Source organism: Castellaniella sp. UC4447_H14 (assembly GCF_052978285.1).
Genome location: NZ_CM129666.1, coordinates 3186574 through 3207764, shown reverse-complemented (window position 1 = coordinate 3207764; position 21191 = coordinate 3186574). Strand labels below are relative to the sequence as shown.

The 21191-nt window shown below is 65.7% G+C and carries 19 protein-coding genes and 1 other RNA gene; 3 read left to right on the top strand and 17 right to left on the bottom strand.

Annotated features, from left to right (window positions below; translation table 11 throughout):
* Positions 1-39: 39 nt before the first annotated feature.
* The 7 genes from recR to tkt form a co-directional block, all read right to left on the bottom strand.
* Positions 40-648, bottom strand: coding sequence for a recombination mediator RecR (gene recR, locus ACVCMJ_RS15410; RefSeq protein ID WP_447082273.1), 609 nt, complete (start codon positions 646-648; stop codon positions 40-42).
* A 3-nt stretch (positions 649-651) separates the two neighbouring features.
* Complete coding sequence (locus ACVCMJ_RS15405) at positions 652-978, bottom strand: YbaB/EbfC family nucleoid-associated protein (RefSeq protein ID WP_447082272.1); 327 nt, start codon at positions 976-978, stop codon at positions 652-654.
* Between the two features lie 79 nt (positions 979-1057).
* Positions 1058-3103, bottom strand: a complete 2046-nt coding sequence (gene dnaX, locus ACVCMJ_RS15400) for a DNA polymerase III subunit gamma/tau (RefSeq protein ID WP_447082271.1) — start codon at positions 3101-3103, stop codon at positions 1058-1060.
* A 28-nt stretch (positions 3104-3131) separates the two neighbouring features.
* An RNA gene (gene ffs, locus ACVCMJ_RS15395) (signal recognition particle sRNA small type) lies at positions 3132-3229 on the bottom strand.
* Positions 3230-3397: 168 nt separating this feature from the next.
* On the bottom strand, positions 3398-4585 hold the full coding sequence (locus ACVCMJ_RS15390) for a phosphoglycerate kinase (RefSeq protein WP_447082270.1): 1188 nt from the start codon (positions 4583-4585) through the stop codon (positions 3398-3400).
* An 8-nt stretch (positions 4586-4593) separates the two neighbouring features.
* A complete protein-coding gene (gap, locus tag ACVCMJ_RS15385; protein WP_447082269.1) occupies positions 4594-5604 on the bottom strand; it encodes a type I glyceraldehyde-3-phosphate dehydrogenase in 1011 nt (336 codons plus the stop codon).
* A gap of 14 nt (positions 5605-5618) precedes the next feature.
* The gene (tkt, locus tag ACVCMJ_RS15380; protein WP_447082268.1) at positions 5619-7664 is read right to left on the bottom strand and encodes a transketolase; all 2046 of its coding nucleotides are present in this window, start codon (positions 7662-7664) and stop codon (positions 5619-5621) included.
* 94 nt (positions 7665-7758) lie between these two features.
* Here tkt and ACVCMJ_RS15375 point away from each other — a divergent pair, with 94 nt between their 5' ends.
* Positions 7759-8481 carry a 16S rRNA (uracil(1498)-N(3))-methyltransferase gene (locus tag ACVCMJ_RS15375; protein WP_447082267.1) on the top strand — a complete coding sequence of 241 codons (723 nt, stop codon included), beginning with the start codon at positions 7759-7761 and terminating at the stop codon, positions 8479-8481.
* A gap of 76 nt (positions 8482-8557) precedes the next feature.
* Here ACVCMJ_RS15375 and ACVCMJ_RS15370 read toward each other — a convergent pair whose 3' ends face one another.
* The 4 genes from ACVCMJ_RS15370 to ACVCMJ_RS15355 all read right to left on the bottom strand — a co-directional run bounded on the left by ACVCMJ_RS15370 (position 8558) and on the right by ACVCMJ_RS15355 (position 13573).
* Positions 8558-9028, bottom strand: coding sequence for a barstar family protein (locus ACVCMJ_RS15370; protein WP_447082266.1), 471 nt, complete (start codon positions 9026-9028; stop codon positions 8558-8560).
* Positions 9016-10230, bottom strand: a complete 1215-nt coding sequence (locus ACVCMJ_RS15365) for a patatin-like phospholipase family protein (protein ID WP_447082265.1) — start codon at positions 10228-10230, stop codon at positions 9016-9018. Before ACVCMJ_RS15365 ends, ACVCMJ_RS15370 begins: the two co-directional genes overlap by 13 nt.
* Entirely contained in the window at positions 10205-12499 is a 2295-nt protein-coding gene (locus tag ACVCMJ_RS15360) for an NADP-dependent malic enzyme (RefSeq protein WP_447082264.1), read from the bottom strand. The genes ACVCMJ_RS15365 and ACVCMJ_RS15360 overlap by 26 nt, the downstream gene beginning before the upstream one ends.
* Positions 12500-12664: 165 nt before the next feature.
* Positions 12665-13573 (bottom strand): hypothetical protein, encoded by a 909-nt coding sequence (locus ACVCMJ_RS15355; protein WP_447082263.1) that lies wholly within the window; start codon positions 13571-13573, stop codon positions 12665-12667.
* A gap of 60 nt (positions 13574-13633) precedes the next feature.
* Between ACVCMJ_RS15355 and ACVCMJ_RS15350 the strand changes: the two genes are divergently transcribed.
* Positions 13634-14839: a pyridoxal phosphate-dependent aminotransferase gene (locus ACVCMJ_RS15350; RefSeq protein WP_447082262.1), complete on the top strand. Its 1206-nt coding sequence runs from the start codon at positions 13634-13636 to the stop codon at positions 14837-14839.
* Between the two features lie 17 nt (positions 14840-14856).
* Here the strand turns inward: ACVCMJ_RS15350 and ACVCMJ_RS15345 are convergent, their stop codons facing one another.
* Positions 14857-15861, bottom strand: coding sequence for a transglycosylase SLT domain-containing protein (locus tag ACVCMJ_RS15345; RefSeq protein WP_447082261.1), 1005 nt, complete (start codon positions 15859-15861; stop codon positions 14857-14859).
* An 80-nt stretch (positions 15862-15941) separates the two neighbouring features.
* Between ACVCMJ_RS15345 and ubiD the strand changes: the two genes are divergently transcribed.
* Positions 15942-17486 carry a 4-hydroxy-3-polyprenylbenzoate decarboxylase gene (ubiD, locus tag ACVCMJ_RS15340; protein WP_447082260.1) on the top strand — a complete coding sequence of 515 codons (1545 nt, stop codon included), beginning with the start codon at positions 15942-15944 and terminating at the stop codon, positions 17484-17486.
* A gap of 127 nt (positions 17487-17613) precedes the next feature.
* Here ubiD and ACVCMJ_RS15335 read toward each other — a convergent pair whose 3' ends face one another.
* The 5 genes from ACVCMJ_RS15335 to dacB all read right to left on the bottom strand — a co-directional run bounded on the left by ACVCMJ_RS15335 (position 17614) and on the right by dacB (position 21095).
* Complete coding sequence (locus tag ACVCMJ_RS15335) at positions 17614-17979, bottom strand: hypothetical protein (RefSeq protein WP_447082259.1); 366 nt, start codon at positions 17977-17979, stop codon at positions 17614-17616.
* Positions 17976-18422 carry a phage holin family protein gene (locus ACVCMJ_RS15330; protein WP_447082258.1) on the bottom strand — a complete coding sequence of 149 codons (447 nt, stop codon included), beginning with the start codon at positions 18420-18422 and terminating at the stop codon, positions 17976-17978. The genes ACVCMJ_RS15335 and ACVCMJ_RS15330 overlap by 4 nt, the downstream gene beginning before the upstream one ends.
* Positions 18423-18426: 4 nt before the next feature.
* Positions 18427-18753 (bottom strand): DUF883 family protein, encoded by a 327-nt coding sequence (locus tag ACVCMJ_RS15325; RefSeq protein WP_447082257.1) that lies wholly within the window; start codon positions 18751-18753, stop codon positions 18427-18429.
* 102 nt (positions 18754-18855) lie between these two features.
* A complete protein-coding gene (gene upp, locus ACVCMJ_RS15320; protein ID WP_447082256.1) occupies positions 18856-19494 on the bottom strand; it encodes a uracil phosphoribosyltransferase in 639 nt (212 codons plus the stop codon).
* A gap of 143 nt (positions 19495-19637) precedes the next feature.
* Complete coding sequence (gene dacB / locus ACVCMJ_RS15315; protein ID WP_447082255.1) at positions 19638-21095, bottom strand: D-alanyl-D-alanine carboxypeptidase/D-alanyl-D-alanine endopeptidase; 1458 nt, start codon at positions 21093-21095, stop codon at positions 19638-19640.
* Positions 21096-21191 lie beyond the last annotated feature (96 nt).

Below are 21191 nucleotides of genomic sequence, written 5' to 3'. Positions count from 1 at the left end.
CCGCCATCCGGATGCGCCCCGAAACGTCGGCGGAAAGCCCTACTGCGAACGCCGCTCCATCAGCGCCCATGCAATGGTGCCGGCGTCGACATACTCGAGTTCGCTGCCGCTGGGGACGCCGCGCGCCAGGCGGGTCACGGTCAGCCCCCGGGCGCGCAGCATGTCGGCCAGGTAATACGCCGTGGTCTCGCCTTCGGCGGTGAAATTGGTCGCCAGGATGACTTCGCGCACCTGACCGTCCGTGGCGCGCTCCATCAGCTGCGCGAAATGGACCTGATCCGGGCCCACGCCTTCCAGCGGAGCCAGTCGGCCCTGGAGGACATAGTACAAACCCCGATAGCCATGGCTGGCTTCGATCATGTTCTGATCCGCGGGGGTCTCGACCACGCACAGCAGCGCGCCGTCCCGCTCAGGGTTGCGGCAGGTGGGGCAGACCGGCTCCTGCGAGAAGGAATTGCAACGTTCGCAGTGGCGCAAGTCCGTCACGGCCTCGTTGAGGGCCGCGCCCAGGCGCAACGCGCCTTCCGGGTCCCGCTGCAGCAGATGGTAGGCCATGCGCCGGGCCGATCGCACCCCCACGCCGGGCAGGCAGCGCAACGCTTCCACCAGCGTGAGCAAGGGCTCGGGTTCGGGCAGGCCGGTTGCCATGGCTCAGAACGGGAGCTTCATGCCCGCCGGCAGCGACATGCCTGCGGTGACAGCCGACATCTTTTCCTGGGCGGCCGCTTCCGCCTTGCGCTGTGCATCGTTGAAAGCGGCTGCGACCAGATCCTCGATCATGTCGCGATCGTCGTCATAGAGCGAAGGATCGATGCTCACGCGCTTGACATCGTATTTGCCAGTCATGGTGACCTTGACCAGGCCCCCGCCCGCGGCGCCCTCGACCACGAGGTCCGCCAAGGACTCCTGGGCCTTCCTCATGTTTTCCTGCATCTGCTGGGCCTGACGCATCAAGCCCGCAATCTGTCCTTTCATCATGTTGATGTCCTGATGAGATGAGTCGATCAATCAAAGAACGCGACTATACCGCAGCAGCCGACCTGATGACGCGGCGCGCTCAGCCTGGCGCCCGAGGCGGCGGCTGCACGGAACCCGGCACGACGCGCGCCGCGAACTCCCGCGCCAGCGCCTGGACCAGAGGATCCTGCGCCACGGCCGCTTCGGCCGCCTCCTGGCGACGGCCACGCTCGGCCTGATCGACCGCATAAGCAGTGTCGTGTCCTGTGCTCCCGTATTCCACGTCCAGCCGCAGCACGCGCCCGAAGTGTTCCGACAGCACGGTTCGCAACCGGTCCTGGCCGCTGCTTTCCACCAGGCTGTGAATGGCAACCCGAAGCCGGATCTGCCGTTCATCGCCCGAAATCCATTCGCTGTTCATGGCCAGCGCGCGCGCCGCGCCGCCGGCCGGCAGACTCGCCGCGAGCATCGGCCATTCCTGAGCCGTGACGCGCGCGGGATCCGGCGTTTCAGCCTCGGTGTGCCTCGATACCGGAGAAAGCGCCGACAAGTCCGGCATATGTTCGATGTCGGCTGCGCCCAAAGGCACTGCAGAATCGAAATCCTCGGCCGGCACAGGCACGTCCTGCGTCCAGTCGCCGGCATCCTCGGCTGTAGCCGGCACCGCGCCTTCGTCGGGCGACGCGGCGTCCGCAACAGCGGGACTGGCCGCCGCGAAAGCACGCGCCGGTTCGACTTCCGGTCCAGATCGAGATTCGGAGTCGGATTCAAATTCGGATTCGGGCGCTGACCCGCCTTCCGCTTCGGATTCGAGCATAGGTTCGGGTTCGGCCACTGTCACTTTGGAGGCTGCGGAAGCCTCCAGGGTCGCTGAACGCATCGAAACGGCAGGAGTGGCCGGCCGTTTCGGACGCCCCGGAACGGCGGAGCCCGCTGACGCCGCCGGGGCCTCTGAAGGCTCCGGAGCCGAAGCCTCCCAGGCTGCGGGTTCCTCTGAAGAAGATTCGACCGCGGGCGGAGACTCCACCGACGGAGAAGGCTCCGCCAGGGTAGCCGGCACGCGATCCGCCGGCAGCAGTGCGAGCATGCGCAGGCACGCCATGACAAAGCCGGCATACTCGTCGGGAGCCAGGCTCAATTCATGCCGGCTGTGGACGGCCACGGTGTAAAAAAGCTGGATCTCGTCGGCGGCGAGCACCCCGGCGAGCGCCTGGATATCCGAAGCCATAGGATCATCGGGCTGCGCATGGCCCAGGCGCTGCGCGATGGCCACGCGGGACAGCAGGAGCGCCAGCTCCGCCAGTGCCGACTGAAACGACAGGCCGCGCAACGCGAGATCGTCCGCCACACCGACGGCCGCCGCCGCATCCCCCGCAGCCAGGGCGCGCACCAGGCGAACCAGATGGTGCTGGTCCAGCGTGCCCAGCATCTCCCCGACGGACGCCGCCGTCAGGTGGCCGGCCGAGTAGGAAATGGCCTGGTCCGTCAGCGACAGCGCGTCCCGCATCGAACCTGCGGCCGCCTGGGCGATCAGCCGCAAGCCCTGGGGTTCCACAGGGATGGCTTCCTCGGACAGAATGTGCTGCAGGTGCTCGACGATCGCAGGCACGGTCATCTGCTTGAGATTGAACTGCAGGCAGCGCGACAGCACGGTCACCGGAATTTTCTGCGGGTCCGTGGTCGCGAGGATGAACTTGACGTGTTCAGGCGGCTCTTCGAGCGTCTTCAACATGGCGTTGAAGGCATGACCGGTCAGCATGTGGACTTCGTCGATCATGTAGACCTTGTAGCGGCCGACCGACGGTGCATAAACCGCCTGCTCCAGGAGCTGGGTCATCTCGTCCACGCCCCGGTTCGAGGCCGCATCCAGCTCGATGTAGTCGACATAGCGGCCCGCATCGATCTCGGTGCAGGCCTGGCAATGCCCGCACGGCGTCGCGGTCACGCCTGTGGCGCAATTCAGGGACTTGGCCAGGATGCGGGACAAAGTGGTCTTGCCTACGCCGCGTGTACCGGTGAACAGCCACGCATGGTGAAGCCGCCCCGAAGACAGGGCATGGGTCAGGGCCCGCACCACATGATCCTGCCCGATCAGCGTCTCAAAGGAGCGGGGGCGCCACTTGCGCGCCAGAACGAGATAGCTCATGAATGGCCGCCCAAAAACGAGGAAATGAAGTGGCGAGCCTGACTTCGGCACTGGTTCTGCACGGCTATGGCTGCTTCGTTCCCGACCTGACCAGGTTCACCGCCGAACCATGCGAAGGGGCCCGCCTCTGGCATTCTAACCTATCGCGGTGATCCGCGAACACGTGGCGGCCGGGACCCTGGGCTTCGTGATAGTGCCGCGCGGTCCATCCACCCCGCTGATGCCGCTGAATCAGCTCGGGACCGGGCCGCGGTGGCGATGCGCGCCGCCCGGTTACCGGATGCCCACGGACGTTTATGCGGCGCGCGCCTCAAGCGCCGCCACGGCGGGCAGCGTCTTGCCTTCCAGGAATTCCAGGAACGCGCCACCGCCTGTCGAGATATAGCCGACATGATCCGCGACGCCGAATTTGGCGATCGCCGCCAGCGTGTCGCCTCCGCCGGCGATCGAAAACCCGTCGGAATCCGCAATCGCACGGGCGATGGTCTCCGTCCCCTGCGCAAACGCCTCGAACTCGAAGACCCCGACCGGACCATTCCAGACGATAGTGCCCGCCTGGCGCAACTGCGCCGCGAGGCTTTCCGCCGTACGCGGACCAATATCGAGGATAAGGTCCTCGGGACTCACCTGCGCCGCGTCCTTGACCGTCGCCGGCGCATCGGCCGCAAAGGTCTGCGCGACAACCACGTCCACGGGTATGGGGACCTCGACCCCGCGCGCGCGCATGGATTGCATCACGGCACGCGCCTGATCGACCTGGTCCGGCTCGGCAAGGGACTTGCCGATCGGCAGGCCGGCCGCCAGCATGAAGGTGTTGGCAATGCCGCCGCCCACGATGAGCTGATCGACCTTGTCCGCCAGCGACTGCAGGATGGACAGCTTGGTGGAGACCTTGGATCCGCCGACGATGGCCACCAGCGGATGACGGGGGGCCCGCAACGCGCGTCCCAGCGCCTGCAGCTCGGCTTCGAGCAAGGGACCGGCGCAGGCCATGGGCGCGAACTGCGCCATGCCCGCTGTGGTGGCCTCGGCCCGATGCGCCGTTCCGAACGCGTCGTTCACGTACACGTCGCACAGCGCTGCCATGCGGCGCGCCAGCACCGGGTCGTTCTTCTTTTCACCGGGGTTGCAGCGGCAGTTCTCGAGCAGCACGACTTCGCCCGGCGCCAGTTCCACGCCGCCCACCCAGTCGGCGACCAGGCGCACCGGCTGTCCGAGCAGGTCCGAGAGGCGCTGCGCAACGGGTGCCAGGGTATCGTCTGGCCCCACCACGCCCTCTTTGGGGCGCCCCAGGTGCGAGGTCACCATCACCGACGCGCCGGCGTCCAGCGCCATGCGGATCGCCGGCACGGACGCGCGCACCCGCGTGTCCTCGGTGATGTGGCCATCCTCCAGCGGTACGTTCAGGTCCGAGCGAATGAATATGCGCTTGCCCTTCAGGGCTCCTCGCTTGGCCAGCGCGGACAACGTCAGAATAGACATCGATTTCGCTATTTCGCCGACATGAAGGCAACCGTGGTATCGAGCATGCGATTGGAGAAACCCCATTCGTTGTCGTACCAGGACCCGACCTTCACCAGCGAGCCTTCGACCTTCGTCAGGCCGGCATCCACCGTGCTGGAGAGCGGGCTGTGGTTGAAGTCGCCGGATACCAGCGGCTCGGTGGTGTAGGCCAGAATGCCCTTCAGGGAACCATTGGCGGCCTCTTCCAGAATGCCATTGACTTCCTCGACCGACGTATCGCGCTTGGCAACGAAGGTCAGATCCACGATGGAGACATTCAACGTCGGCACGCGAATGGCGAAACCGTCGAGCTTGCCATCGAGTTCCGGCAAGACCAGGCCGACGGCCGAGGCTGCGCCCGTCTTGGTCGGTATCATGTTGTGCGTGGCCGAACGGGCGCGGCGCAGGTCCTTGTGATAGACATCCGTCAGCACCTGGTCGTTGGTGTACGAGTGCACGGTCGTCATCAGGCCATGCACGATTCCAAGCTTTCCATGCAGCGCGTACGCCAGGGGGGCCAAGCAGTTCGTGGTGCAGGAGGCGTTGGAAATCACCGTGTCGGAAGCCTTCAAGACCTTGTGGTTCACGCCATAGACGATGGTGGCATCCACGTCCTTGCCGCCCGGCGCCGAAATGACGACCTTCTTGGCACCGCCGCGCAGGTGGGCCGACGCTTTTTCCTTGCTGGTAAACAGACCCGTGCATTCCAGCACCACGTCGACCTTCAGGTCGCCCCACGGCAGTTTGGCCGGATCACGCTCGGCCAGCACACGGATGCGGTCTCCGTTGACCACCAGGTATTCGCCATCAACCTCGACTGTACCGGGGAAGCGGCCATGCGCGGTATCGTGGCGCGTCAGATGGGCGTTGGTGTCCGGATTGCCCAGGTCGTTGATGGCGACGATCTGGATATCGTGCGTCTTGCCGTCTTCGTAGTGAGCACGCAATACATTCCGGCCGATACGGCCGTAGCCGTTGATTGCAACGCGAATCGTCATGATGGTTCTCCTGTTTACAAAAGCTGCTCGACGGTGGCGGCCACATGGGCCGCCGTCAGATTGAAATGCTTGAACAGCAGGCCGGCGGGCGCGGATTCACCAAAGGTATCGATCCCCACCACAGCACCGGTCGTGCCAACGTACTTGTACCAAGTGGCTGTCCCTCCGGCCTCGACCGCCACGCGCGGCAGCTCCGGCGGCAATACGGCGGCCTTCCATCCGGCATCCTGCGCGTCAAATCGTTGCGTGCAGGGCATGGACACCACCCGCGTCGCCACTCCCCGTTCAGCCAGGCTGTCCTGGGCCTGAAGGGCCAGTTCGACCTCCGAACCCGTCGCAATGATGACCGCGCGGGCCCCCACCATATCCCGAAGCACGTAGCCGCCGCGGGCGATGGCCTCGGTCGTGGCGGCATCGCGCGCGACGAAGGGCAGGTTCTGCCGCGACAGCAGCAGCGCGGACGGGCCGCCGTCCTGGACATCCATTCCGACGCTGGCTGGGCGAGTCAGGGCCATCTGCCAGGCCACGGCGGTTTCCGTGGTGTCGCAAGGGCGCCACACATGCAGGTTGGGAATCAGGCGCAGGCTGCCCGCGTGCTCGATCGGCTGGTGCGTGGGCCCGTCTTCGCCCAGCCCGATGGAATCGTGGGTGAAGACATGCACGACACGCTGCCGCATGAGTGCCGCCATCCGCAGCGCGTTGCGCGAATAATCCGAGAAGGTGAGGAAGGTCCCGCCAAAAGGCAGATATCCGCCATGCAGGGCAACGCCATTCAGGATCGCCGCCATGCCGAATTCCCGCACGCCGAAATTGATGTGCCGCCCGGCATGGAGGTGCCGATCGCCTCGGCGGACCGCCTGCACACCCGGCCAATCGGTGAAGTTCGAACCGGTCAGGTCGGCGGATCCTCCCAGCAGTTCCGGGAGCACGGCGGCAAAGGCCTCGATGGCCTGCTGGGAGGCCTTGCGCGTGGCGATGGATTCTGCCTTGTCCTGTGTGGACTGCACGAAAGCCCGCGCGTGTTCGGCGAAATCCGCCGGCAGCTCGCCCGCCATGCGGCGGCGCAGCTCCGCCGCCAGATCGGGGTATTCCGCCGCATAGCGATCGAAACGCGCCTGCCAGGCGGATTGCTGCTGCGCACCGCGGGCCCGGCCATCCCAGTAAGCGTACACGTCCTGGGGAATTTCGAAAGGCGGGAGGGTCCACCCCAGTGCCTTGCGGGTCGCAGCGACCTCTTCGGCTCCCAGCGGAGAGCCGTGAACCTTCTCAGTCCCTGCCTTGTTGGGCGCCCCGCGCCCGATGACGGTCCGGCAGCAGATCAGGGTCGGACCCCGACCGGATGCCGCATGCGCGCGCGCCTGCGTGATGGCCGCTTCGATGGCGCCCATGTCGTGGCCGTCCACACCGCGCAGCACGTTCCAGCCATAGGCCTGGAAGCGCGCCGGTGTGTCGTCGGCAAACCAGCTTTCCACCCGGCCATCGATGGAAATGCCGTTGTCGTCGTAGAACACGATCAGACGCGACAAGCCCAGCGTGCCGGCCAGCGAGCAGGCTTCGTGGGAAATGCCTTCCATCAGGCAGCCGTCACCCACGAACGCGTAGGTGTCGTGATCGATGATGGTATGGCCGGGCCGATTGAATTCCTGTGCCAGGAGGGCCTCGGCGAGCGCCATCCCGACGGCGTTGGACAATCCCTGGCCCAGCGGCCCGGTGGTGGTCTCGACGCCCGGTGTGACCCCGACCTCGGGGTGTCCGGGCGTGCGGGAATTCAATTGCCGGAACTGGCGCAACTCGGCCATGGGAAGGTCATACCCGGTCAGGTGCAACAGCGCGTAGATCAGCATCGAGCCATGGCCGTTGGACAGCACGAAACGGTCGCGATCGATCCACGTCGGATCCGCCGGATTGTGCCGCAGATGGCGCGTCCAGAGCACGTGCGCAATATCGGCCATCCCCATGGGAGCGCCCGGGTGCCCGGATTTGGCTTGTTGCACGGCATCCATGGCCAGCACACGAATGGCATTGGCCATGGAGGGATCAGGGGCGGGCAAAACGCTCATAGGAATCTCGGTGGGGAAGGCGCCCTGGCACATGCCATGCGCCCACCCTAAAATACTGGGTGACAAAGCCTCGGATTTTACCATCCAAGCCCCTATGCCCGCTCCCCGCTTTTTCTGTGCCATCCCCCTGCAGGCGAACACGACCATCGAGCTGCCTGCCGCCACCAGCCACCACGCCTTGCGCGCATTGCGGCTGGCCGACGGCGATCCCGTGATCCTGTTCGACGGCCGGGGTGGCCAGTACCCGGCGACCCTCAGCGGTTCCGGTACGGCGCTGCTGGCCCGGATCGGCCCGCACGAGGCCACCGACTGCGAGTTGCGGGGGCATGTCTGCTTGATCCAGGGCATCGCCGCCGGAGACAAGATGGACTGGGTGATCGAAAAAGCCGTCGAGCTGGGGGTCAGCGAGGTTTACCCGGTCGCGGCCGATCGCAGCGTGCTCAAGCTGGCCGGCCCACGGCTGGACAAGCGCCTGGAACATTGGCGCGCCATCGTACGGGCCGCCAGCGAACAGTGCGGCCGCAACCGTCTGATGGTCGTTCATGCTCCGGTGACACTCGCCGCCAGCCTGGCTGCGCTGTCGGGGCCCGCCCTGTTCTGCCACCCCGACGGGGCACAGCCCCTGGCGCCGGCGCTACAGCGAGTGCAGGACAAAGTGACCTTCGTGATCGGGCCCGAAGGCGGATGGTCGGAGGGTGAACTCGCCCAGGCGCGCCGCCAATCTTTGCAGGCGGTCCAGTTCGGGCCGCGCGTGCTGCGCACCGAGACGGCGGGGCTGGCCATCGTGGCGGCCGCCGTGGCGTTGCTGGACTGGTGAGAACGGTCGGGCATCAGCCCACCCGAATGGCCCCGACCACGCTTGCACACGGGGGAGCCGGCAGGATGAAGAAAGGTCAGACTTCGGCGCGCCCCGAATATGGGGTGGGATCCACGCCGGGCTCGGGAGCCGGATGGGCGCCCGCGTGCTGGATGGCGTAGACGAAGTGCCGCTCGTTGTTCTGGCCGAACTCGACCACGTCATTGCAGACCCCGGCAATCGCGTCGGCATCATCGGCCAACGCCGGATCGCCCGAATGCAGATGGCGAAACCACAGGAACAAGCCCGTCTTCTGGTCCAGCAAGGTATCGCATAGGCAATCGTAGAGCGCATCCAGATTGCCGCCGAAGAACTCGGGATAGTCGATCGCCTTGACGACCGCCCGCAGGACGGCGGAGCGATTGCGCGCCCGATCGCAGTTCACGACGAATGCTGACAGACCGGCCTCGGCCGCAGCGGCCAAAGCGTCCTGCTCCGAAACTCCGCTGGCATCCAGGGTGCCTTGGGCGAGCATTTTTTTGATCTGGGCCGAGCTCATGCGGACCACTCCTTGAAAAAAGCGATGACTTCTCCAGCATGACTCATGCCGTCTGCCCTGCCCAAAGCGATCAGATTCCGGGTGTAGCCGGACTCGAACAACAGGTAGGATGCAAGCGCCCCACTTCCAGCCTCGACTTTTCGCGGCGAAATTCCCAGCACGCGAAACAGCGTACGCACGGCGCGCGGCAGTTCATCCAGATGCTCAAGCGCGAGTTCGTCCAAGGAGCGGCTCGGTGTGATCGTCAAGGTGTGGATGGATCGCAGTGACTCGCTTTTTAATCCATTTGTCGGGATTCGTGCAAGCAGCGAATTGATGCGCTCTGTCGACTCCAGGTCAACGGACACGCCATCGAGGAATATGTTCGACAGAGTGTGCCCGGCGATCTGCGCGAGATTGGGATAAGGCGGGTTCAGTTCACGCACCTCGGGGTGGATTTCCTCGTTGAAATTCGTGCTGATCACGCACACCCGCTTGGCGCCCAGGTGGATGACCGGGCTGATGGGGGCGAGCTGACGCATGGAGCCATCGCCGCACCACAGGGTATGGTCGCCCATGAGCACCGCCCGCGCCGGAAATATGAAAGGAATGGCGCTGGAGGCCATCAGGTGGTCGACGCCGATCGCACCCGTCACGGCGCGGCGCAACGTGCGCTTCCAGGGTTTGATCGTCTGACGCGCCTGATAGAACGTCAGGTGTTCACCGGTGGTATAGGCGGTCGCGGTAATGGCCAGAGCGTCCAGGTGCCCGCGCTCCAGGTTCGTGTTCAGACGGGAGAAGTTCAGCGTGCGGGTGAGCAGCCCGACCAGAGGCTCGTTATTCAGGAGGGAGTGGGGGGCATGATGGCGCGCGAGCCTGGGCCGGATCCACCCCAGGCCGAACACCGCCAGCCATTGCAGCCCCGATGCGAGCAGATGAGCCGGATCCGAGTAGTAGACATCGTCGGTGCGCAGCGATCCCCACAGGCGGCAAAGGTGGTCGACGGCACGGTGAACCTGATGGGCACGGCAGGCCAGCGCGGCGGCGTTGATGGCGCCGGCCGAGGTCCCGCTGATGATGGCGAACGGATTGCGGAACCCCGGAGTTCTGTCCGGATCCAGGACTTCCAGGATGCCGGACAATACACCCGCCTGATAAGCGGCGCGCGCGCCGCCACCGGTCAGGACCAGCCCGACAGCCGGTCGTTCAGGTGTGGCGCGGCTTGTTCGCATCGACCACGGTCAGCGCGGCCATGTTGACGATACGGCGGACCGTCGAACTGGAGGTCAGGATGTGGACCGGCGCATTTGCGCCCAGCAGGAACGGCCCCACCGCCACGTTGCCACCCGCCGCGGTCTTCAGCAGGTTGTAGGCGATATTGCCCGCGTCCACGCTGGGGCAGATCAGCAGGTTGGCTTCTCCATGCAAGGTCGTGGACGGCAGGATGCGTTCGCGCAACGACGGATCCAGCGCGCAGTCGCCGTGCATTTCACCGTCGATTTCCAGTTCGGGATCCCGTTCGCGCACAAGCGCCAACGCAGCGCGCATCTTTTCGCCCGACGAGGAGCTGCCGGTCCCGAAATTCGAGCGCGACAGCAAGGCGACCTTGGGTTCGATGTTCAGGCGGCGCATTTCTTCGGCCGCCATGAGCGTGATCTCCGCGATTTGGGCAGCGTCCGGATTGTCGTTCACGTGCGTATCAGCCAGCGCAATGGTGCGTTCGTCGAGCAGCAGAATGTTCATGGCCGCATAGGTGTGCGGCCCCGACCGGTGCCCCAGCACCTCGTCGATGAAGCGCAGATGGTTCCCATAGGTGCCCACTGTCCCGCAGATCATGCCGTCGGCATCGCCCAAGTGCACCATCATGGCGCCGATCAGCGTCAGGCGCCGCCGCATCTCGACCCGGGCCATTTCCTTGGTGATGCCACGGCGACACATCAGTTCCCAATAAGTCGTCCAGTACTGGTGGAATCGTTCATCGTGCTCGGGGTTGGTGACCTCGACGTCCTCGCCCAGATGAATCCGCAGGCCGTATTTCTCGATGCGCGCGGCCAGTACCGCCGGTCGGCCAATCAGGATGGGGCGCGCCAGACCTTCGTCCACCACGATCTGGACGGCACGCAGCACGCGCTCGTCCTCGCCCTCGGCAAATACGATACGAGATTTTCCGCCCTCGCTCACCATGGTGCGCGCCGCCGAGAACAGCGGCTTCATGAAGGCGCCCGAATGGTAGACGAACTGTTCGAGCTGGCTCGCGTAGCCCTTCAGGTCGGCGATCGGACGCGTCGCCACGCCGTCTTCCATCGCCGCCTTCGCCACCGCCAGGGAAATCCGCACGATGAGGCGAGGATCGAAAGGCTTTGGAATGAAATACCGAGGTCCGAACGACACATCGTACAGGCCATACGCAGCGGCCACCACATCGTTCTGTTCTTCGCGGGCGAGCTTGCACATGGCAAGAGCGGCCGCCTTTTCCATGCCGCGCGTGATCGTCGTCGCCCCCACGTCCAGGGCGCCGCGGAAAATATAAGGGAAGCACAGGACGTTGTTGACCTGATTGGGAAAGTCCGACCGCCCCGTGGCAATCACCGCGTCCGGGCGGGCTTCAATGGCATCCGACGGCAGGATCTCGGGGTTCGGGTTGGCCAGGGCCAGGATCAGCGGGCGGTCGGCCATTTTCTTGACCATGGCTGGCTTGAGGACACCGCCGGCAGACAGCCCCAGGAAAACATCGGCATCGCCGATGATGTCATCCAGCGTGCGGGCATCGGTCTTCTTGGCGAAGTGTGCCTTTTTCTCGTCCATCAGGACGGTGCGGCCCTCGTAGACTACGCCCTCGATGTCGGACACCCAGACGTGCTCGACCGGCAGACCCATGTCCATCATCAGGTCCAGGCACCCCATCGCAGCCGCACCGGCTCCCGAGACCACGACCTTGACCCGTGAGATGTCCTTGCCCACGACCTCGAGCCCGTTGATGAACGCGGCCGTGACGCAGATAGCTGTCCCGTGCTGGTCATCGTGGAACACGGGGATCTTCATGCGCTCCCGCAGCTTGCGCTCGACCTCGAAACATTCGGGAGCCTTGATGTCCTCGAGGTTGATGCCGCCGAAAGTGGGTTCCAGACCGGCGATGATGTCCACCAGCTTGTCCGGATCGCGTTCGTTGATCTCGATGTCGAACACGTCCAGACCAGAGAATTTCTTGAAGAGGACGGCCTTGCCTTCCATGACCGGCTTGGCAGCCAGCGGCCCGATGGCACCGAGCCCCAGGACGGCCGTGCCGTTGGTGATCACCCCCACCAGATTGCCCCGGCCGGTGAAGCGGAACGCGTTGTGCGGATCGGCGACGATCTCTTCGCAGGCAGCGGCTACACCCGGCGTATACGCCAGCGCCAGATCACGCTGATTGGATAGCTGCTTGGTCGGGGTGACAGAGATTTTTCCGGGACGGCCATGTTCGTGATATTCCAGGGCCGCGACACGCAACGATTCGTCCATGATGATGTTGCCTTGATCCGTGAGGGAGAGTGACTATGCCAGCCATTCTAGCCGCTTGTGACACACCATGACACGGACGGGCCGACTGCCTGCGCGCCGGCCGCGATGCAGCGAAGGGGCGTCCAGTGCGGCGCGGCGGCATCAGCCCCAAAGCGGGCGTGCCAGTTAGGAAAACTGCTGGGCGTGCGCGGGGAACAGGCAGTCCGGGTCGAACAGCGCCTTCACTTCCTGAACCAGCGCAGTGTCGGCCACGGCGCTGCCGGGGCGCTGGCCAAAACGATCCGCATAGTCGCGCTGCAGCGGCTCGCCGAGCCGCTCGTCGAAGACCAGCCACTCGACCCAGCCGAGTTCGCCGCCGTGGCCCAGCAGCAGATGCGCCAGATTCAGCGGTTGTGAGCCGGTGGCCTGCAAGGCATCGAGCCGGTAGCGACCGTTCCAGCAGGCACCCTGCCGCAGGCCGGCCACCGCTTCGCCGCTGCCCAGTTCAAAGAGACTGGACACCATGCGCTGCACGCGCAGATTGTCGAGCGGCTTGCGATTGTCCGTGCCAAAGGCACCCAGGTTCGCCTGGGTGCCATCAGCGAGCAGGACCAGCGCGTGCACGAGCCCGCTGGCAGCCGTATTCCTGAAGTCCCAGTCGCACAGGCTGCGATCCGCCAGCCAGGCCGCGACCGTCAGATGCGGCGGCTGATCCCGGAACTGAGGCAGGCCCGCCTGTTCCAGTTGGCCTATCATGCACCCGGGCTGCACGAACCAGCGCGGGTCGCCGGGCCCCAGCCGCTCGTAGCGTTCCATCTCGTGGCCGGGTTCGACCCACAGCACCGGTTGATCTTCCAGGCGCGATGCATGGGGAACGCCATCCAGTGCCAGGCAGACACCGAACTCCAGACACAAGGCACGGGCACGATAAACGTCCTGCATGTGCTGCGGAATCAGCCGGGCACTGCCCATTGGCGTGGAGAAGTCATACACCCGGCCTTCGGCCACGCGATGCAGACGCGCGAGAAAGGTGTCCCACGGCGAACCCTGAGTGCGGCGTCCGGACAGAAAGGCGCGGCGAGACGGGGACTGCATGGCACTGGCTCCTGGGGTGGCGGGCTACAATCGCATTTTGAACCGAGCCGAGATTCATCCATGCCCCGACTGGCCGATAGAACTGAACGTACGGTGCCATTCTACGCTGTGGAAGTCCTCAAGCAGGCCCAGGCGTTGGCGGCCCAGGGACACGACATCATCAGTCTCGGCATCGGAGAACCCGACTTCAGGGCGCCGGCCCGCGTACTGGAAACGCTGAACCGCGCCGCCGAAGCGGGACTGAGCGGCTACACCGCTCCGGCCGGCATTCCGGCGCTGCGTGAGGCGATTGCCCACTACTACCAGACTTCCTTCGGCGCTGTGGTGGATCCGGCCCGCATCCTGATCACGTCCGGGGCGTCGGGGGCGTTGATGCTGGCCGCGCTCGCCCTGGTCAACCCGGGCGACGAAGTGCTGATGCCCGACCCTTCGTATCCCGCGAACCGCAACTTCATCACGGCGGCGGGGGGCACCACGCGCCTGGTGCCCACGACGGCCGAGCACCGCTTTCAGCTCCAGGCTGACGACATCGTTGCCCACTGGGGACCGCGCACGCGAGGCGTCCTGATTGCGTCACCCAGCAATCCCACGGGAACCTCCATGCCGCGCAAGGCGCTGCGGGCGCTGATCGAGGCCGTGCACGGACGGGGCGGCTACGTCATCATGGACGAGATCTATCTGGGCCTGTACTACGACGATGCGCCGCAAAGCGCCCTCACGCTGGACGACGACCTGCTGGTCATCAACAGCTTCTCCAAGTACTTCCACATGACCGGCTGGCGCCTGGGATGGCTGATCGCGCCCGAAGCCATGATGCCCGCCATCGAGCGACTGGCGTCCAGCCTGGCGATCTGCGCTCCCGCGCTGGCGCAGCACGCGGCCCTGAGCTGCTTCGAGCCGGAAGTCATGCGCATCTACGAACAGCGGCGGCTGTCCTTCAAGGAGCGCCGCGATTACCTGCTGCCCGCTTTCGCGGAGCTGGGTCTGAGCGTGCCCGCGGCGCCGGATGGGGCCTTCTACATATTCGCCGACGTCCGCAACTTTGGCCTGGATGGTGCGGCTTTCTGCCGGCGGCTCCTGAACGAAGCGCACGTCGCCGCCGTCCCGGGACTGGACTTCGGCGAGGCCTTTGCCCGGAATACAGTCCGCTTTTCCTACGCCACGGGGCTGGATCGCCTCAAAGAAGCGGTCCAGCGGATGGCAGGATTCCTGGGAGACTTGCGGCCTCGCACGGCCAGCACTACCGGTACGGCCGATACAGTCTGAAACAGAGAGACGGCCGGTCAGCCCTGGCCGAGGGGGATGCCGGAAGCCAGGGCGATGCGGCGGCGTTCGGCCAGTACCCGCGAGCCGTAGCCGCCATCGCCGACGCCGGTTGCACCGACATAGCAGGCCAGGCCGCCCTGCACCGAGCCTCGGCGGCGAATGCAGTCCGACAGGATTTGCGCGCCCACCCGAATGTTCACGACGGGATTGAATGCCGCCGCGCGCCCGCCGCGGGTCTTCAGCTTGTCGCGGTGGACGTTGCCCATGATCTGCATCAGGCCCTGGGCCCCCGCGGCACTCTCCACGAACGGGTTGTAGCGCGATTCAATGGCAATCACGGCCAGAAGCAACTGGGGATCCACACGCTCATCGTGTCCCACGGCAAACGCCGTCCGGATCAGCGCTCCCGCCACGCTGGGCGCAATGCGGTATTTACGCGCCAGATAGCTGCGCAAACCGTGGTCCTGGGACCGCGTCATGCCTTTGACCGGTCTGTCCTGCATGCTGGCGAGCAGCGCCTGGGCAAACGTGAGCTGGCCTTCCTGCACCGCCTTCTCCTCGGGCTCGGCCGCCGGGGGGCCGACAGCCGTGTTCTTGCCAGCCTTCTGGTTCGGGGAACCCGCGGCAGAGCGAGGACCCGCACCGGCACTCGGGGCAACTGCACTGGGGGCAACTGCACTGGGGGCAACGGCACGGGGAGCAACGGCCACGGCGGGGGGTGTCGCAGACGAGGGAGCCGGCGGCGCGGGTGCGGACGGTTCCAAGGGAGGCGCGGCCCAATCGGGAGCGTCCGAGTCGTCCTGCGTCTCATACCCCCCGTCGTTGGCCTGGAACATGGTCAGGACGACTTCGTGCAGCTGCTGGGATTGCTGCCGCATTGACGGCAGCACCAGACTCAGGCCCAGCGTCGTAAGGACCGCGAGCCCCATGTAGATAGCGCTGACATGGATGAATTCGCCAATAGGCGCAATCCCGGCCCGCAAACCCAGCGCCAGCCGTTCTTGCGCGGAAGGGTCAGACATGGGAAGCTCCGGCAGCCGATCGGTGGTGGTCGGTGGTAATCTTTGGCACGACGCCACTGTAACCCGATTGACGATCCCCTGTGAAATACCGCGACCTCAGAGACTTCATCCAGCAGCTCGAAAGCCAGGGCGAGTTGAAACGCATCACGCACCCGGTCTCCACATCGCTGGAAATGACCGAGATCAGCGATCGGGTGTTGCGGGCGGGTGGCCCCGCCCTGCTGTTCGAATGTCCGCTGCATGGCGGCACCCAGAGCGCCACCCCCGTCCTGACCAACCTGTTCGGCACGCCGCGGCGCGTGGCTTGGGGCATGGGAGCCGCCGACGTCAGTGCGCTGCGCGAAACCGGCGAGCTGCTGGCCTCGCTGCGCGAGCCCACCCCGCCCCATGGCATGCGCGATGCGCTCTCCAAGGTCTCCGTCCTGAAATCGGCCCTCTGGGACATGAATCCTCGCACGGTCCGTTCGGCACCGTGCCAAGAGACCGTGCTGGAAGGCGGCGACGTGGACCTGTCCTCGCTGCCGCTGCAAAGCTGTTGGCCAGGCGATGTCGCACCGCTGCTGACCTGGGGGCTGGTGACCACGCGCGGCCCTCGCGCGCGGCGTCAGAACCTTGGAATCTACCGGCAACAGCTCATTGGCCGCAATAAGGTCATCATGCGCTGGCTCTCGCACCGTGGCGGGGCGCTGGACTTCCGCGACCACGCGCTGGCGCACCCGGGCGAACCGTTCCCCATCGCCGTGGCGTTGGGGGCGGACCCAGCGACCATCCTGGCGGCCGTCACACCGATCCCGGACAGTCTTTCCGAATATCAGTTCGCCGGGCTGCTGCGTGGGTCGCGCACGGAACTGACGCGGGCGCTGGGCAGCGAGCTTCTGGTCCCGGCCACCGCCGAGTTTATTCTCGAAGGCCATATCCTGCCGGCCGGCCACCCTGGCGCCCGGAAAGCCTCGGTGCCGGAAGGCGCTGCGCCGCCGCCCGACACCGGCTACGAGATGGCGCTGGAAGGTCCTTTCGGCGACCACACGGGGTATTACAACGAACAGGACTGGTTTCCGGTCTTTACCGTGGAGCGCATCACCCATAGACACGCGCCCATCTACCACAGCACCTACACCGGCAAGCCGCCCGACGAGCCCGCCATCCTGGGGGTCGCGCTCAACGAGGTCTTCGTGCCGCTTCTGCGGCGGCAGTTTCCGGAGATTGCGGACTTCTATCTACCTCCCGAAGGCTGCAGCTACCGGCTGGCAGTGGTCTCCATGCGCAAGCAATATCCCGGCCACGCGAAGCGCATCCTGTTCGGCCTGTGGAGCGTCCTGCGCCAGTTCATGTACACCAAGTTCATCATCGTGGTGGACGAGGACATCGACGTGCGTCAGTGGAAGGAAGTGGTGTGGGCCCTGACCACCCGCATGGACCCGGTACGGGACACCGTGCTGGTCGAGAATACGCCCATTGACTACCTGGATTTCGCCTCGCCGGTGTCGGGGCTGGGCGGCAAGATGGGACTGGACGCCACCAACAAGTGGCCCGGCGAAACCGGGCGCGAGTGGGGGCGACCCATTCAGATGACCGCCGCCGTCAAGGCCAAAGTGGACGCCATGTGGGGGGAACTCGGCCTCTAAGCCGGAACTCGGCCGCCGCGGCCGAAACCGTGCTCCGCAGCGCTCCGGCCCGGCCGCTGCGACTTGCCGCGGCGACTTGCCGCTGCGACCCGCGTTGCCACCCACCGCTGCCATCACACCGTTGTGGTCAGCCCAGACGGGCCGCCCGGGATTTTTCCACCTGATGTTTTCCCAGCAGGAAAAGGCCGCCCGCCAGGGCTGCCTTGACCAGCATGCGGCGCCGGCGCGCGCCTGACAATAGCGTGGACGCCAGAGACAACAGCACCGGAAAACGACGCAGCGTCCGCAAACTGTGGCCGACCCAGCCCAGCCCCATCGATTTGAGGCCGTCGCGCGCCTCGGCAACGAGGGCCCGCGGCTGCAGTTCGTCGCCAATATGGCGGGCCGTACGCTGCATTTCCACACGCTGGTAAGCAGCCCGCAGCCGCAGCAATTCAATGCGGATGCGGCGCTCCTGGGGAGACAACTTCGTCAATGCGGCGCGGGTCGTCATAACCGGTCTCCGTCCATCTGTGTCGGTTCCTGCGATGGAGGTGGAGGCTCCGAAGGCGGCTCACCCGGTGCGGCCGCGGCGCCGCTGAGCATCCGGGCATCGGCCTTCAGCACTTCGGCAGTCGCCTCGAAGGGTTCGGGCCCCCGGAGGTAGCGCGCCCATAACCACAGCAGAAGCAGCGCTCCCAATACAGCATATCCGGCCGCCAGCAGACTCAATGCAAGCGTGCGCTGTTCCGTGGGCCACACCGACAGCGCAAAGGCCACGGTCGCCACCAGTAGCGCCAGCATCAGCAGAAAGACGGCCGCGAGCAGCACGGCGAGGCGCCACAGCAGGCGATCCCGCACCTGCAACGCCTCCAGCCCGAGGAGCTCCAGGCGGGTGGCTACGAGAGTGACCACCTGCGATGCGATATCAGCCAGTGATCGTCCGAGCGCCACCATGGCGTCAGCGCCTGGAGAGGAACGCGCCCAGCAGCAGGCCGGCGACACCCGCAATTCCGACGGCCTTCCAGGGATTGGACTGCACGTATTCATCGGTATCGTGCGCGACACGGCAGCCCTGTTCGATCAGCTTTGCCTGCGTATCGGAGAGGGCGGCACGCGCCTGGTCCAGCGCCTCCAGCGCGCGGGCCCGCAGGTCTGCCGCTGCGTCGCCGGTGGCGTCAGCGGCATCGCGCAGGAACTTCTCGGCTTGATCCAGGCTGCCTTTCAGATCTTCGACCAGCGCATCACTGGCGGATTGGGTGGGAATGGACTGATTTTGAGGGGTCATGCCTGTGTCTCCTGAGAGTCAACGTGCAGCCCATCCTACCCGAACCCGGCCCAGCGCGTGTGTCGAAACATGAACGCTGCGACACCCGGAAACGGCGACGGATCAGTCCGCTTTCTGGCGCGTCCCGAAGATCCGGTCGCCGGCGTCACCCAGGCCCGGGATGATGTACCCGTTCTCATTCAGGTGATCATCGATGGCAGCGGTATAAATGTCCACATCGGGATGGGCCCGCTCGACGGCCGCAATTCCTTCGGGCGCCGCGACCAGCACCAGCGCCCGCACGTTGCGGCTACCGGCCTGCTTGAGCATGTTGATCGCCGCCACCATGGATCCACCGGTCGCCAGCATGGGATCCACGATGAGCGCCAGCCGCTGGTCGAGCTGGCCGACCAGTTTCTCCAGATACGGCTGCGCCTGAAGCGTCTGCTCATTGCGAGAGATCCCGACCGCACTGACCTTGGCCCCCGGAATCAGGCTGAGCACCCCATCCAGCATGCCGATCCCGGCCCGCAGGATAGGCACCACCGTGACCTTCTTCCCGGCCAGCTTCTCGACGTCGAGCTCACCTGCCCAGCCGGTGATGCGGGCGGGCTCCAGCGGCAGATCCTTGGTCGCCTCGTAGGTCAGCAGCGCACCGATTTCCTGCGCCATTTCGCGGAAGTTCTTGGTGCTCAGGTCGGCGCGCCGCATCAATCCCAGCTTGTGGCGGATGAGGGGGTGGCGGATTTCGTGGATGGGCATGACAGCGTAATCTCGATCAGGGATGGCCGACAGTGTAACGCCCGGAGCCGGCCCACCGCGACCCAACGCGCCACCCGGTGCGCGATTCGGAAACCCGGCGGTCCCGATCAGCATCGCCGAGGCCACCGGTGCCGGTTGCCGATCTATTTGGACGCCAGCCAGCGCACGATCGCATCGTCGAAATTGCGCACGGCCCAGGCGCTGGGGTCATTGACGAGACTCACGAGGATATAGCGCTTGCCGCTGGCCCCGCGCACGAAGCCGGCCAGCGCGCGGGAATTGCGCAGTGTCCCAGTCTTCAGGTGCGCCTGCCCCCGCGTGTCGCCAGCGCGCAAGCGCTTGCGCACCGTGCCGTCCACCCCGGAAATGGCCAGTGACGAGACGAACTCGGGCATGAGCGGCGAGCGCCAGATATTGTCATACATTTGGGCCAGGCCGCGCGCGGTCACGCGCCCCTGGCGCGAAAGGCCCGAGCCATTGACCAACACCCAGCCGGCGGTGTCCACCCCTTGGTTCTTCATGACCTCGAGAACGGCCTGGCCGCTGGTGGCCAAGGTCGCCCCCGGTCCCTTCAGTTCTGCGCCCAGGGTCAGGAACGTCATGCGGGCCATCACGTTATTGCTGTTCTTGTTGATCTGGCGGATCACGTCCGACAGCCATGGGGAGTCGTGCCAGACCAGCATCCGGGCGCTGGAGGGCGCCTTGCCCGAGGTGAAGCCATGCGCAATGGTTCCGCCCAGCTCCTGCCAGAGCAGGCGGAACAGACCTTCGAAATGATCGGCCTGCGAGCCGATCAGCCGGTAGTAACTGAACTCGCCGCAGGCGCCCGCGACCTTGCCCCCAATGTGGACGACCGCCTGATGGTCGCGCACCTGGATATTGGCCATCACCGCCGGGGAGGTGGTGCAGCGCCCGTCCAGCCACTGCAACTGGCCCTCGATACGCACGTTGCGAGTCGGCGGATCCACGATGGGGATCCACTGGCGCGTCTGGGCATCGGGATAAAACAGGATGCGGCTGGCCCCGAAGCCCACCATCAGGGCATCCGGACTGGCGTTGTACGGGCTGTCGGCGGATCCGTCGAAGTCTCCCGGATCGATGGTCACGTCACCGAACCGGCTGCGATCCACCACCACCTCGGACAGATTCTTGATGCCCCGCAGCCGCATCTGGCGCAGCAGGCCCCAGAGGTCTTCAGAGCGGAAATAGGGATCGCCGCCGCCCACCACGTAGAGCGGCCCCTGCAGGGTGCCCTGAGCGTCGACACGGGCGCCCGGATCGCTCATGAGCCGGGTTCGCCAGGCGAAATCCGGCCCCAGCGCCGACAGCGCCGACCACGTGGTGACGGTCTTCATGACAGATGCGGGATTGCGCGGCACGTCGGCATTGACGCGCGCGATGACCGGGCCGCCCGCCTCGCGGATTTCGAGCGACAGGGAAGCATCCGGCAGTTTCGTAGCCTTCCAGGCCTTCTGGAGTTCCGGCGGCAGCGCCTGTGCCGCGACCGCCAGTGAAGCCAGGCCCAGCACGATCGCGCATCCCGCGCGCGCCCAGCCCCGCGCGAGCCCCGCCCGGACTGGGCGAGGGCGCTGTTCCTTCATGAGATCCCACCAGCGGATTGCCCGCCACCGCGCCGCACCTTCCATACTGCCGTCCGACAAAAAAACATCAGCATAATCCAAAGCTGCGCTTGGTCA

Coding starts and splice junctions, on each gene's coding strand:
- ACVCMJ_RS15345 (WP_447082261.1), bottom strand. CDS start 15,861: ATGTCTGACCCTTCCGCGCAAGAACGGCTGGCGCTGGGTTTGCGGGCC.
- upp (WP_447082256.1), bottom strand. CDS start 19,494: ATGCCCATCCACGAAATCCGCCACCCCCTCATCCGCCACAAGCTGGGA.
- ACVCMJ_RS15335 (WP_447082259.1), bottom strand. CDS start 17,979: ATGACGACCCGCGCCGCATTGACGAAGTTGTCTCCCCAGGAGCGCCGC.
- ACVCMJ_RS15350 (WP_447082262.1), top strand. CDS start 13,634: ATGCCCCGACTGGCCGATAGAACTGAACGTACGGTGCCATTCTACGCT.
- ACVCMJ_RS15390 (WP_447082270.1), bottom strand. CDS start 4,585: ATGTCTATTCTGACGTTGTCCGCGCTGGCCAAGCGAGGAGCCCTGAAG.
- ACVCMJ_RS15330 (WP_447082258.1), bottom strand. CDS start 18,422: ATGGTGGCGCTCGGACGATCACTGGCTGATATCGCATCGCAGGTGGTC.
- dacB (WP_447082255.1), bottom strand. CDS start 21,095: ATGAAGGAACAGCGCCCTCGCCCAGTCCGGGCGGGGCTCGCGCGGGGC.
- recR (WP_447082273.1), bottom strand. CDS start 648: ATGGCAACCGGCCTGCCCGAACCCGAGCCCTTGCTCACGCTGGTGGAA.
- ACVCMJ_RS15365 (WP_447082265.1), bottom strand. CDS start 10,230: ATGCGAACAAGCCGCGCCACACCTGAACGACCGGCTGTCGGGCTGGTC.
- ACVCMJ_RS15405 (WP_447082272.1), bottom strand. CDS start 978: ATGATGAAAGGACAGATTGCGGGCTTGATGCGTCAGGCCCAGCAGATG.
- ACVCMJ_RS15325 (WP_447082257.1), bottom strand. CDS start 18,753: ATGACCCCTCAAAATCAGTCCATTCCCACCCAATCCGCCAGTGATGCG.
- ACVCMJ_RS15360 (WP_447082264.1), bottom strand. CDS start 12,499: ATGGACGAATCGTTGCGTGTCGCGGCCCTGGAATATCACGAACATGGC.
- gap (WP_447082269.1), bottom strand. CDS start 5,604: ATGACGATTCGCGTTGCAATCAACGGCTACGGCCGTATCGGCCGGAAT.
- ACVCMJ_RS15375 (WP_447082267.1), top strand. CDS start 7,759: ATGCCCGCTCCCCGCTTTTTCTGTGCCATCCCCCTGCAGGCGAACACG.
- dnaX (WP_447082271.1), bottom strand. CDS start 3,103: ATGAGCTATCTCGTTCTGGCGCGCAAGTGGCGCCCCCGCTCCTTTGAG.
- tkt (WP_447082268.1), bottom strand. CDS start 7,664: ATGAGCGTTTTGCCCGCCCCTGATCCCTCCATGGCCAATGCCATTCGT.
- ACVCMJ_RS15355 (WP_447082263.1), bottom strand. CDS start 13,573: ATGCAGTCCCCGTCTCGCCGCGCCTTTCTGTCCGGACGCCGCACTCAG.